At 59.3% G+C, this 12512-nt stretch carries 14 protein-coding genes; 13 read left to right on the forward strand and 1 reads right to left on the reverse strand.

Annotation, left to right across the window (positions count from 1 at the left end; genetic code table 11):
- The first annotated feature begins 95 nt into the window (after positions 1–95).
- The 4 genes from ACOTWU_RS05680 (at position 96) to speB (ending at position 3654) form a co-directional block, all read left to right on the forward strand.
- A complete protein-coding gene (locus tag ACOTWU_RS05680) occupies positions 96–236 on the forward strand; it encodes a hypothetical protein (protein WP_418235904.1) in 141 nt (46 codons plus the stop codon).
- 94 nt (positions 237–330) lie between these two features.
- Positions 331–462: an acid stress response protein YqgB gene (yqgB, locus tag ACOTWU_RS05685; RefSeq protein WP_057979949.1), complete on the forward strand. Its 132-nt coding sequence runs from the start codon at positions 331–333 to the stop codon at positions 460–462.
- Positions 463–470: 8 nt separating this feature from the next.
- Positions 471–2447, forward strand: a complete 1977-nt coding sequence (gene speA, locus ACOTWU_RS05690) for a biosynthetic arginine decarboxylase (protein WP_017382922.1) — start codon at positions 471–473, stop codon at positions 2445–2447.
- A gap of 286 nt (positions 2448–2733) precedes the next feature.
- Positions 2734–3654 (forward strand): agmatinase, encoded by a 921-nt coding sequence (gene speB / locus ACOTWU_RS05695; RefSeq protein WP_017382921.1) that lies wholly within the window; start codon positions 2734–2736, stop codon positions 3652–3654.
- A 3-nt stretch (positions 3655–3657) separates the two neighbouring features.
- Here the strand turns inward: speB and ACOTWU_RS05700 are convergent, their stop codons facing one another.
- Positions 3658–4869 carry an MFS transporter gene (locus ACOTWU_RS05700; RefSeq protein ID WP_126498834.1) on the reverse strand — a complete coding sequence of 404 codons (1212 nt, stop codon included), beginning with the start codon at positions 4867–4869 and terminating at the stop codon, positions 3658–3660.
- Between the two features lie 415 nt (positions 4870–5284).
- Between ACOTWU_RS05700 and ACOTWU_RS05705 the strand changes: the two genes are divergently transcribed.
- From ACOTWU_RS05705 to ACOTWU_RS05745, 9 genes are all read left to right on the forward strand, one after another.
- Positions 5285–5608, forward strand: a complete 324-nt coding sequence (locus ACOTWU_RS05705; protein ID WP_003860044.1) for a Rieske (2Fe-2S) protein — start codon at positions 5285–5287, stop codon at positions 5606–5608.
- Entirely contained in the window at positions 5605–5913 is a 309-nt protein-coding gene (locus ACOTWU_RS05710; RefSeq protein WP_017382919.1) for a recombinase-like helix-turn-helix domain-containing protein, read from the forward strand. Before ACOTWU_RS05705 ends, ACOTWU_RS05710 begins: the two co-directional genes overlap by 4 nt.
- A gap of 10 nt (positions 5914–5923) precedes the next feature.
- Positions 5924–6946: an aromatic ring-hydroxylating oxygenase subunit alpha gene (locus ACOTWU_RS05715; RefSeq protein WP_017692695.1), complete on the forward strand. Its 1023-nt coding sequence runs from the start codon at positions 5924–5926 to the stop codon at positions 6944–6946.
- Complete coding sequence (locus ACOTWU_RS05720; RefSeq protein WP_126498773.1) at positions 6946–7695, forward strand: SDR family oxidoreductase; 750 nt, start codon at positions 6946–6948, stop codon at positions 7693–7695. The genes ACOTWU_RS05715 and ACOTWU_RS05720 overlap by 1 nt, the downstream gene beginning before the upstream one ends.
- A gap of 12 nt (positions 7696–7707) precedes the next feature.
- Complete coding sequence (locus tag ACOTWU_RS05725; protein WP_126498835.1) at positions 7708–8496, forward strand: IclR family transcriptional regulator; 789 nt, start codon at positions 7708–7710, stop codon at positions 8494–8496.
- 78 nt (positions 8497–8574) lie between these two features.
- A complete protein-coding gene (locus ACOTWU_RS05730; protein WP_023304399.1) occupies positions 8575–9501 on the forward strand; it encodes a VOC family protein in 927 nt (308 codons plus the stop codon).
- Positions 9498–10685 carry an NAD(P)/FAD-dependent oxidoreductase gene (locus ACOTWU_RS05735; protein ID WP_126498774.1) on the forward strand — a complete coding sequence of 396 codons (1188 nt, stop codon included), beginning with the start codon at positions 9498–9500 and terminating at the stop codon, positions 10683–10685. The genes ACOTWU_RS05730 and ACOTWU_RS05735 overlap by 4 nt, the downstream gene beginning before the upstream one ends.
- Before the next feature lie 25 nt (positions 10686–10710).
- The gene (locus ACOTWU_RS05740) at positions 10711–11967 is read left to right on the forward strand and encodes an MFS transporter (protein WP_015571825.1); all 1257 of its coding nucleotides are present in this window, start codon (positions 10711–10713) and stop codon (positions 11965–11967) included.
- A 10-nt stretch (positions 11968–11977) separates the two neighbouring features.
- Entirely contained in the window at positions 11978–12508 is a 531-nt protein-coding gene (locus tag ACOTWU_RS05745) for a cupin domain-containing protein (RefSeq protein ID WP_126498775.1), read from the forward strand.
- Positions 12509–12512: the final 4 nt, after the last annotated feature.

The raw sequence follows: 12512 nt of genomic DNA on the forward strand, positions 1-12512 counted from the left end.
TCGTGTCGCCACTTCCAGCCGGGTTAAGCAGTGAACTTTTAGCTTTGGCTTGTGGTCCGTTTCAGCAGAGGCGGCCGTGGAGGTGATACGAGATAATGAACCATCGTTTTCCGCTCATTCAGCGCAGCCGTTCTGGCGCGCATTTGATTCCCACCCGCACTTCTGGTCTAAACACCTGCCGATGTTATACCCATCTCGGTGCTTCTCAGGATTCCAGAGCCGGTCACGCTTTGTGAAAACTGAACAAGGGCGCTCTTGTTAATACAGGAGTTTTCTCGTGGTTTCGCCGAACCTTGTCATACAGAGTTCGGATACGTGTTTTACAATGATATGAATAAGAAACCGGTCGCACGGTCTGGATTTCAGCATACTCTGCTGGGAAATGGAGCCGTTAATGGGTTGTTATCGCCGTATAACGCTGCGATAGTAGTCAACTGTTTTACACTTAATACAAAGAGTTGAGGTTCGCTATGTCTGACGACATGTCTTCGCTTTCGCCTTCGTCAGCAGGCGAACAGGGTGTACTACGTTCTATGCAGGAGGTTGCGATGAGCTCCCAGGAAGCCAGCAAGATGCTGCGCACTTACAATATTGCCTGGTGGGGCAATAACTACTACGACGTTAACGAGCTGGGCCACATCAGTGTCTGCCCGGATCCGGACGTCCCGGAAGCGCGCGTGGATCTCGCTAAACTGGTGAAAACCCGTGAAGCGCAGGGTCAGCGCTTGCCTGCACTGTTCTGCTTCCCGCAGATCCTGCAACATCGCCTGCGTTCTATTAATGCCGCGTTCAAACGCGCGCGGGAATCGTATGGTTATAACGGCGACTATTTCCTCGTTTACCCGATCAAGGTCAATCAGCACCGTCGCGTGATTGAGTCCCTGATCCACTCCGGCGAGCCGCTGGGCCTGGAAGCAGGCTCTAAAGCGGAGCTGATGGCGGTTCTGGCGCACGCGGGCATGACCCGGTCGGTGATCGTCTGTAACGGCTATAAAGATCGCGAATACATTCGTCTGGCGCTGATTGGCGAGAAGATGGGCCACAAGGTCTATCTGGTGATCGAGAAGATGACCGAAATCGCGATCGTGCTGGAAGAGGCCGAGCGTCTGAACGTGATCCCACGCCTTGGCGTGCGTGCGCGACTGGCGTCGCAGGGTTCCGGTAAATGGCAGTCTTCCGGCGGTGAAAAATCCAAGTTTGGCCTCGCGGCGAACCAGGTGCTTCAGCTGGTGGAAATTCTGCGCGAGCGCGGTCGTCTGGACAGCATTCAGTTGCTGCACTTCCACCTCGGCTCGCAGATGGCCAATATTCGCGACATCGCCACTGGTGTGCGTGAATCCGCGCGTTTCTACGTTGAGCTGCATAAGCTCGGCGTGAATATTCAGTGCTTTGACGTGGGCGGCGGCCTGGGCGTGGACTACGAAGGGACCCGCTCGCAGTCTGACTGCTCGGTAAACTATGGCCTGAACGAATATGCCAACAACATCATCTGGGCGATTGGCGATGCCTGCGAAGAGCACGGCCTGCCGCACCCGACGGTAATCACCGAATCCGGCCGCGCGGTCACTGCACACCATACGGTGCTGGTCTCTAACATCATCGGCGTTGAGCGTAGCGAAATCACCGAAGCCACGCCTCCGGCAGACGATGCTCCACGTTCCCTGCAAAGCATGTGGGAAACCTGGCAGGAGATGCACGAGCCGGGCACGCGTCGTTCCCTGCGCGAATGGCTGCACGACAGCCAGATGGACCTGCACGATATTCACGTCGGCTACTCGTCAGGCACCTTCAGCCTGCAAGAGCGCGCGTGGGCCGAGCAGCTCTATCTGAATATGTGCCACGAAGTGCAGAAACAGCTCGACCCGAGCAACCGCGCGCACCGTCCGATTATCGACGAGTTGCAGGAGCGTATGGCGGACAAAATGTACGTCAACTTCTCCCTGTTCCAGTCGATGCCGGATGCCTGGGGTATCGACCAGCTGTTCCCGGTTCTGCCGCTGGAAGGGCTGAACCACGCCCCGGAACGCCGCGCCGTGCTGCTGGACATCACCTGTGACTCCGACGGCGCAATCGACCACTACGTCGACGGCGACGGTATCGCAACGACGATGCCAATGCCGGAGTACGATCCGGAGAACCCGCCAATGCTGGGCTTCTTTATGGTGGGGGCGTATCAGGAGATCCTCGGCAACATGCACAACCTGTTCGGTGATACCGAAGCGGTTGACGTGTTTGTCTTCCCTGACGGCAGCGTGGAGGTTGAGCTGTCCGACGAAGGGGACACCGTGGCGGACATGCTCGAATACGTTCAGCTCGATCCGAAAAAACTGCTCACCCAGTTCCGCGATCAGGTGAAAAACACCGGTCTGGACGATGCCTTGCAGCAGCAGTTCCTGGAAGAGTTTGAAGCGGGTCTGTACGGGTACACCTACCTGGAAGACGAGTAAGAAAACCTCCCTCTCCCACAGGGAGAGGGTCGGGGTGAGGGCATCAGGCCGCTGTGCCGCCGATGCCCGGTGGCGCTGCGCTTACCGGGCCTACGAATGTAGGCCGGAGAAGGCGAAGCCGCCATCCGGCAGAATGCTATACTCACTTGAACCCGTATGAATTAACGGCGATAATTCGCCCCAATATGCGATTTACGAATCAATCCCTTCCTCGTCGGGTTTAACGACGCGGAGGGGATTTTTTTTCATCTGTTTTTAATGTATCGACTTTATAAGAGGTCAGGACATGAGCACTTTAGGTCATCAGTACGATAACTCTCTGGTATCTAACGCGTTTGGTTTTTTACGCCTTCCGATGAACTTCCAGCCGTACGACAGCGATGCGGACTGGGTGATCACCGGCGTACCGTTCGACATGGCAACGTCCGGTCGCGCGGGTGGACGTCATGGCCCGGCGGCGATCCGTCAGGTTTCCACTAACCTGGCCTGGGAGCACAACCGCTTCCCGTGGAACTTCGACATGCGCGAGCGCCTGAACGTGGTGGACTGCGGCGATCTGGTGTACGCCTTCGGCGACGCGCGTGAAATGAGCGAAAAATTGCAGGCGCACGCTGAGAAGCTGCTGGCGGCCGGTAAACGCATGCTCTCCTTCGGCGGTGACCACTTCGTGACCCTGCCGCTGCTGCGCGCCCACGCGAAGCACTTCGGTAAAATGGCGCTGGTGCACTTCGATGCGCACACCGACACCTACGCGAACGGCTGTGAATTCGACCACGGCACCATGTTCTATACCGCGCCGAAAGAAGGCCTGATCGATCCGAACCACTCCGTGCAGATCGGCATCCGCACCGAGTTCGACAAAGACAACGGCTTCACCGTGCTCGACGCGGGCCAGGTGAACGATCGCGGCGTGGACGATATTCTGGCTCAGGTTAAGCAGATCGTCGGCGACATGCCTGTCTATCTGACCTTCGACATCGACTGCCTGGATCCGGCATTCGCACCGGGTACCGGTACGCCGGTGATCGGCGGCCTGACATCAGACCGCGCCATCAAGCTGGTCCGCGGCCTGAAGGATCTGAACATCGTCGGAATGGACGTGGTAGAAGTGGCTCCGGCCTATGACCAGTCCGAGATCACCGCGCTGGCCGCGGCGACCCTGGCGCTGGAAATGCTCTACATCCAGGCGGCGAAAAAAGGCGAATAAACCTTACGCGCTGATTGCTGCTGCGCGCCGCATGCGCAGCAGCAACATTCCCCCGGCAAGCAGGGTGACAACCTGCGAGACGACCAGCACCGAAAAGCCTGAACTGACCGACCCCACCGATCTCATCACCATCCCCATCAGCAGCGGAATAAACGCCGCGCAGATATTGCCGATCCCATTGATTATGCCGTAAGCGCTGCCCACCGCTTCCCGCGCGGCGTGATGCTGGATCACCGCCGGAATAGCCGCTCCCTGTAGCCCCCAGAAGACGTTAGCCGAAAGCATAAACAGCGCCAGCCAGGCAGGCTGATGGCTGAGCATCAGTGCGATCACGGAGAGTGCCGTCAACGTACCGCCCACCACAAACAGCACCGGCGCCTGTTCCGGCCGCATTTTGTCGAGCAGCACGCCGCCCAGAAACTTTGACCCCAGGCTCAGCAGGAAGGGGACCGCCGCAAGCATGCCCGTCGCGTGCAGCGAGAAGTGGTGCTCGTCACGCAGCCACGCGGGCAGCCACGTGCTGCTGCCCCACAGATAGCTCAGCGTGGCGATTTCAACCAGCAGGATCCAGCCCAGCAGCGGCGTCTGCCAGGCCAGCGTGAAGGTGTGAACAAACCCCGGTTTTTTCATCTTCACTGGGCTGTGTGGCGCGGGCAGAAAACGCCAGATGAGCCCGCCGCCCAACACCAGATTCATCACCGCCAGGGCGTAAAACGACCCGGCCCAGCCGAGATGCGACATCAGCCAGGTCACCAGCGGAAAGCCCACGGCCAGCCCGAGCGAGACGCCCAGCGCGGTCACGGCGTTGGGTTTGCCGATCTCTTGCGCGCTAAAGTTATCGCTGATAAAGCGCGTTTTCAGTGAAAAAAGCGGTCCCTCCGCGATCCCCAGAATCACGCGGGCGAAGAGCATTCCCGTCAGCGAGCCGAGCAAAGGTGAAGCCGCGCAGACCGCGGCCCAAATCGCTATGCTGCTTAATAATCCCTGCCGATAATGAAGTTTGCTTTCAATAACCGGCGTTAATAATAAAGCGGAAAAGCCATAACCCAGCAGAAAGCAGGTCATCAGCATTCCCTGTAACATTCTGTTTTCATTTAACTGAAAATGTTCGGCAAATTCCGGGTTTAAAATCATTACCGAGATATTTACCCGATCGACGTAGGAAATAATAATGAGTAATAAAAGCGCAATCGTGCCTTGCCATCTTGCCGTCATCATGTCCGCCTTACGTTTTTTGTAACTTATATTTTTCATCAATGTGATTGTCACGGAGCTAAAATGGTTCACCTGTGAAACTCTTTGTTTATTAAAGATAAATTAAAAATTCGTTTCACAGGTGAAACGCGAAAGAGGTGACGTTCATTTATTTTTAGAGAGTAAAAAGAAAAGAAGTCAATATCTTTTATTGAAAATAAGAGACCATTAAAAAAACGTATTTCTCACGCTGCAATAATGAAAATTTCATATCGCTGCATTTTTTCGTGATCCCTTGCACACTTAGTTAATTAATTGCCGATCGATTAACAAATTCGTCACATTGTCGCTTGACGAAACATTCATCGCTTTTATATTGACCGTATTAAATAAGAAACAGAGTTTCATATATGAAACAAAAGCCTGGAGGATCGTGATGAGCTGGATAGGCGTATGTGACGCAGAGCAAGTACAGGAAGATTTCCCTTTTAGCGGAAACGTCGACGGTAAAGAGATCGGCGTTTACCTGATCGACGGTGAGTATTACGCGCTGGAGGACGTATGCCCGCACGCCTATGCCCTGCTGAGTCAGGGCTTCGTGGAAGACGGCAAGGTGGAATGCCCGCTGCACGAGGCGGTGTTCGACGTCAAAACCGGCCAGTGTCTGCACGGCCCCGGAGGACGCAACCTCAATCGTTACCCGGTTCGGGTCTTTGAAAATCAAATCCAGATTACCTTCGTCGAGGAGACCGTGGCATGAGCGACACCCTGAACTACAACCCGGCGCTGCCGGAAAGCCGCCAGTTTACCCCACCGGCAGAGGGCGGTAACGGTGCCATTCATAAGCCAGGCGATTACACCAACCTGATCTGGCAAACCCGCAGCCGCGAGCCGGAAAGCTGGGAAGTGAAGCTGATTGCGACGCTGGAAGATCTCTTCGAGCAGGGCGTTGAAACCTTGCCGGAGCTGGTAAGCGGGCTGAACGCAGTGCGTATGCACGACCAGCAGGGCGAGCCGTGGAGCGACGCCAGCTTCCAGGCATTCTTACAGGTTAACGGCTACTGAGGGCAACGCGATGACGACGACCGTACAACATTATCTGGATAAAGGCCTGCGCGGCCTCTGGTATCCGGTGCTGGCGAGCTGGGAAGTGCAGTCTGCGCCGGTGGGCATCACCCGCCTGGGCGAGCAGATTGTGGTCTGGCGCAATAAAGATGGCCAGGTTCAGGCGCTGGAGGACCGCTGTCCGCATCGCGGTGCGCGACTGTCGATGGGCTGGAACCTCGGGGACCGCATTGCCTGCTGGTATCACGGCGTTGAGGTGGCGGGCAACGGCGAAGTGAAAGACGTGCCCGCCGTGGATAAATGTCCGCTGGTCGGCCAGCAGTGCGTGCGCAGCTATAACGTGCAGGAGGCGCACGGCGCCATCTTCCTCTGGTTTGGCGTCACCGCGGACCAGCAGCCGGACGAACTGACCTTCCCGGATGAACTCGCCGACACGGAAAACTTCAGCAACTTCCTCTGCACCGCCGCGTGGAAATGCAATTACCAGTACGCGCTGGAAAACGTGATGGACCCGATGCACGGTACCTATCTGCATTCGTCCTCGCACTCGATGGCTGAAGGGGATCGCAAGGCCGACATGGTGCTCCAGCCGACCAAAACCGGCTTTATTTTCGAGAAGAAAGGGCAGAGCGGCGTCAATTTTGACTGGGTGGAGCTGGGCAACAGCGGCACCTGCTGGATGCGCCTCTCCATTCCGTACAAGAAGCGCTTCGGACCGGGCGGCCACTTCTTTATCGTCGGCATGGTGGTGCCGGAAGATAACGACAACTGCCGCGTCTTCTTCTGGCGCATCCGCCGCGTACAGGGCTGGCAGCGCGATATGTGGCGCTTCATGTACCGCAACCGGCTGGAAAAACTGCACTGGGAAGTGCTGGAGCAGGACCGCGTGGTGCTGGAGAGCCTGGCGCCAAACGCGCGCGATCATGAGTACCTGTATCAGCACGACGTTGGCCTCTCGCGCCTGCGCCGCATGATGCAAAAGGCCGCCAAAGAGCAACTGGCGATGCGTGAAGCACAGCAGGGAGCCGCCTGATGAACGGGCTGCTGAGCGGAAAGCGCATCGTGGTGACCGGCGCCGCGCGCGGGCTGGGCTACCACTTTGCCAAAGCCTGCGCGGAGCAGGGTGCGAAGGTAGTGATGTGCGACATCCTCAAAGGCGAGCTGGCCGAGAGCGCCCACGGGCTGAGCGAGCAGGGCTATGCGGTCGAATCGCACGTTATCGATCTGGCCGATCAGCACTCTATCGACCAGGTGTTCAGCGCCATTGGCGAGCAAGGGCAGATTGACGGCCTGGTGAACAACGCGGCGATGGCGACGGGCGTGGGCGGCAAAAACATGCTCGATTACGATCCGGATCTCTGGGATCGGGTGATGAGCGTCAATGTCAAAGGCACCTGGCTGGTGACGCGCGCCGCCGTGCCGCTGCTGCGCGAAGGGGCAGGCATTGTGAACGTCGCGTCTGACACCGCGCTGTGGGGCGCGCCGCGCCTGATGGCCTACGTCGCCAGCAAGGGCGCGGTGATTGCCATGACCCGCTCAATGGCGCGCGAGCTTGGCGAAAAGCGCATTCGAATCAACGCCATCGCCCCGGGATTAACCCGCGTCGAGGCAACCGAATATGTGCCGGCCGAGCGGCATCAGCTTTACGAAAACGGTCGCGCATTAACGGGGGCGCAGCAGCCGGAGGATGTCACCGGCAGCGTGGTCTGGCTGCTTAGCGATCTGTCGCGATTCATCACCGGACAGCTGATCCCGGTCAACGGCGGTTTTGTCTTTAATTGAGGTAGGGCGATGATGGCAAACGATCGGGAAGTGAAGTATCTGGTGCCGGGGCTGGAGCGCGGTTTACAGCTGCTGTTGGCCTTTGGCGAGCAGCATCGCGAACTGACCTTTGCCGAGCTGCACCGGCTGGTGGATATGCCGAAGGCGACCGCCTACCGCGTAGTGCAGACGCTGGAATATATGGGGTTTCTGGAGCGTAACGCGCGCACCAACACCTTCTCGCTGGGCATGAACGTGCTGCGCCTGGGCTTTGAGTACATCGCCTCGCTTGACGTGGCGCAGGTTGGCCAGCCGGTCATCGAGCAGCTGCGCGACGTGAGCCAGTGCAGCAGCCACCTGGCGATCCGCGACGGGCGCGACATTATCTACATCGCCCGCGTCAGCGCCGCCGGGTCGCGCATCAACCAGGTCAGTATTGGTACCCGTCTGCCGGTGCACTGCACCTCGCTGGGCCGCATGCTATTGACCGATATTTCCCGCGCTGATTTCGAACAGCTGTTCCCGCATGAGCGTCTGCCGGGCAACACGCCGGGGCAGCTTCACGACCGCGAAGCCCTGTGGCAGATGGTGCAGCAGGACAAAGCCCGCGGGTATGTCATCGGCGAATCCTTCTTCCGCCACGGCATCTCTTCCATCGTCTACCCGGTGTATGACCGAAGTGGCCGCGTGGCGGCGGTGGTCAGCATTCTGGTGCCGTCGGAGGAGATCCCGCAGAGCGACCGCGAGCGCCTGCAAAACGAGGTTCGCCTCGCGGCGGATAAAATTTCTGGCTTCTTAGGGTATTTGTCACAGGCCAGTTAAATCAGTGAGTTAACGTCAGGCGCTTGACTGCGTCGGGCATGTTTTACGCCCAATCTGGGCCAGATGAGGCAACGAACGATGAGTGTAACCGGAATTGAAAAGCTGGAATTTGGTGTGCAAGACCTGACGCACTGCGCCAAATTTATGCGTGATTTTGGCCTGACGGGCGATGCCAGCGGCCAGCGTTTCACCACCCTGAGCGGCGCGCGCGTGGAGCTTAACCCGATCGACAGCCCCGACCTGCCGCCCGCGTTTGAAGCGGGTAACACCCTGCGCCGCATGACCTGGGCAGTTGCCAGCCAGTCAGATCTGGATGCGCTGCGCCCGAAGCTGGCGCAACAGCCAGGTTTTCGTGAAGTGGGCGATGCGCTGGAGTGCCTGGACCCGAACGGCATGACGCTGCGCGTGCAGGTGACCCAGCAAACTGACGTGGAGCTGAACGTCGAGCCGATTAACCAGTGGGGCGATGCCCGCCGTATCGACACCCCCAGCCCGGTTTACGATCGCGCCCAGCCGATCAACGTGGGGCATGTGGTGTTCTTCGTGGAAGAGCTGGCGGCAGTGGAGAAATTCTACCGCGAGGTGCTCGGCTTCCAGGTCTCGGACCGCTATATCAACCGCGCCGTGTTCCTGCGCTGCGGCGTGCGCGGCGGCCATCACAACCTGTTCCTGCTGCAACTGCCGAACCGCAAGCGCGGCCTCAACCACGTGGCCTTCACCGTGCGCGACATCCACGAGGTGATCGGCGGCGGTATCGCGATGAATAAACATGACTGGAGCACCTTTATCGGGCCGGGCCGTCATCCGGTGTCGTCGGCGTACTTCTGGTACGTCAACAGCCCGACCGGCGGGGCGTTTGAGTATTACACCAACGATGATTATCTGACGGAAAACTGGCAGCCGCGTGAGCTGGAGCATTCGCTGGTCTCCTTTACCGAGTGGGCGGTGGAAGGCGGGATTGACCACGACACGCGCCGTCAGCAGAAAAAGCCGGAGGCGGTATGACGTCGCGCGTTGTCATTATCGGCGGCGGCCAGGCGGGCGGCTGGGCGGCGAAAACCCTGCGCGATGAGGGTTTCGACGGAGAGATTTGCGTGGTAGCGGAAGAAGAGTGGGATTTCTACGAGCGCCCGCCGCTGTCGAAAGCGTCTTTGCTGGAGCCGGACGCGGCGCTCCCAAGGCTGTTTAGCGACGAGGTGCAGCAGGCGCTGAACCTGGCCTGGTACCGGCCGCTGCGCGCTGAATCTGTCGATCGCGATGAGAAAAAAGTCGTTCTTAGCAACGGCGAGCGGCTTAGTTACAACATCCTTTTAATCGCTACCGGCGGTCGGGCGCGCCTGCCTTCGCAGGCGTGGGCCAGCCATCCGCAGGTCTATACCCTGCGCCACTGGCAGGACGCGCAGCGCCTGAAAAGTCGTCTGGCGGAAAGTAAAAAACTGGCGATCGTCGGCGGCGGCTGGATCGGACTGGAGATTGCTGCCTCGGCGCGGAAAAGCGGCGTGGCGGTCACCCTGTTCGAGCAGCAGCCCGCGCTCTGCATGCGCTCGGTGAGCGGCGAGGTGTCGCAGCGCCTGGAGGCCATCCACCGCGAGCAGGGGGTGGAGATCCGTACCGGCTGCGGCGCGCTGGAGCTGGAGGACGATAACGGCCTGCCGGTTATCCACTGCGACGGCCAGCGTGAAACCTTTGATGCGGTGGTGGTCGGGATCGGCGTCGATCTCAATCTGGAGCTGGCGCGCGATGCGGGGCTGAAAACCGGGCGCGGGATCGTGGTGGATGCCCAGGGACGCACGTCGGATCCGTTCATCTTTGCCGCAGGAGATGTCGCCCAGCACCATCACTACGGCTTGTGCATCCAGTCCTGGGCCTTCGCCCAGAATCAGGCGGCGGCGACGGCGAAAGCGATGCTCAACCCCGATGCGCCAGGCTACGACGACGCGCCGTGGCTGTGGTCGGATCAATACCAGCACAACATTCAGATCCTCGGTATTCCGCAGCCAGGCAGCAGAACGGTCGTGCGTGAAGAGGCGCTGTACTTCTCGCTGGACGACAACGGGCGGCTGACGCAGCTGGTGGCGTTCGACGATGCGCGTACCGTCAAGCTGGCGAAGCGCTGGATGGCGGCGGGGCGGGATCTGTCCGACGTGCCGCTCGCCGACCCGACCTTTTCACTGATGTCACTGCGATAGCTAACCCGCACCCGTAGGGGGAGAGATGACCACACTAGAGACTAACACCGCACCGGTTGAGGCGAGCGGTGAGGGGACCCGCACGCCTGAAAAAGCGGTGCGCTGGGCCATCCCGCTGTCGCTGCTGGCCTGTGTGCTGCTGGCGTTTTTCGACAAAATCAGCATCGCGGCGCTCTTTTCTGATACCCATTTCCAGCAGGCGATGGGCATTGATTTCGACACCACGCGTCTCGGCATTTTGATGAGCGCCTTCCTGCTGAGCTACGGCTTCTCATCGGTGTTTTTGAGCGGTTTAGGCGACAAAATCGCGCCGCTGCGACTGCTCACCGGGATGATGGCGGTGTGGTGCGTGCTGATGGTGGCGATGGGCTTTACCCATAACTACACGCTGATGATCGTCCTGCGTATTCTGCTGGGCGTGGCGGAAGGACCGCTGTTCCCGCTGGCCTTTGCCATCGTACGTCACAACTTCCCGCAGCATTTGCAGGCGCGAGCCACCATGCTGTGGCTGCTGGGTACCCCGGTTGGCGCGGCGATTGGTTTCCCGCTCTCCCTCTGGCTGCTGAACACCTTTGGCTGGCAGAGCACTTTCTTTGTGATGGCCATGCTTACCGTGCCGGTGCTTATCTTTGTGCGCATTGGTCTGCGCGGGATCCGCCTGGAGGCAAAACCCGGCACCTCGCAGGCGTCCCGGGACGAGCGGCGCGCGGCGCGGCGTGAGCTGTTCGTCAGCCCGCACTTCTGGATCATCTGCATCTTTAATATCGCTTTCCTGACCTACCTGTGGGGCATCAACGGCTGGCTGCCGGGCTACCTGATCAAAGGCAAAGGCATTCATCTGGAGCACGCGGGCTGGCTGTCGTCGATGCCGTTCATCGCCATGCTGGCAGGGGAAGTGATTGGCGCGTGGCTCTCGGACAGGGTCGATAAGCGCGCGGCGGCATGTTTTATCTCCATGGCGGGGGCGGCCGTCGGGCTGGCGGCGGTGATGCACCTTGATACCCCGCTGGCCGTCATCGCGGCGATGAGCTTCAGCACCTTTATGTGGGGCACCGGCGCGCCCAACATTTTCGCCCTGCTGGCGAAGGCCACCCATCCCCGGGTGAGCGCCACGGCGGGCGGTATCTTCAACGGGCTGGGAAACTTTGCGGGCGCGCTGTCGCCGGCGGTGATGGGCGCGCTTATCGCCTTCACCCACAGCATGGATTCCGGGCTGATTTTTCTGGCGGTGATGGCGGCGGTGGGCTGCGTCCTGTTACTGCCGCTGCTGAGACGTTACTGAGGAGAGTGTCATGACTGATTCAACCGTAACCAACAAAACGGGCATCAAACCTGACCATCTGACGATGGAAGAGTGGGTCGAGTCGCGCATCGCGCGCTTCGAAGGGCGTAAATACGACTGGAACGCGCTGAAGTTCCAGGCCGATTTTGACCCGAAATACCGCCGGGCGCAGATGCGCTATATCGGTACCGGCGCAACCGGCGTGGCGAACGACACCAACACCGTGCAGGCGGACCATTTTACCTTCTCCACCATGGTGCTGCCGTCGAAGTGCGAAGGGCCGCTGCACCTGCACGACGACGTGGAAGAGGTGTTCTTCATGCTCAAGGGGCAGATCACGCTGATGATCCTGGACGGCGACAACTACACCGAAACCGTGCTGCGTGAGCGTGACCTGATCTCCGTTCCGCCGGGCATCTATCGCGGCCTGTTTAACCACGGCGAAGAAGAAGCGCTGATGTGCGTCATGCTGGGGACCAACAAGCCGGAAATCCCGACCTACCCCGCCGATCATCCGCTTTCCAAAGTGAAGCGGAACTAAGGGG

Source organism: Enterobacter cloacae complex sp. GYL001 (assembly GCF_049237125.1).
Classification (GTDB): domain Bacteria; phylum Pseudomonadota; class Gammaproteobacteria; order Enterobacterales; family Enterobacteriaceae; genus Enterobacter; species Enterobacter hormaechei_C.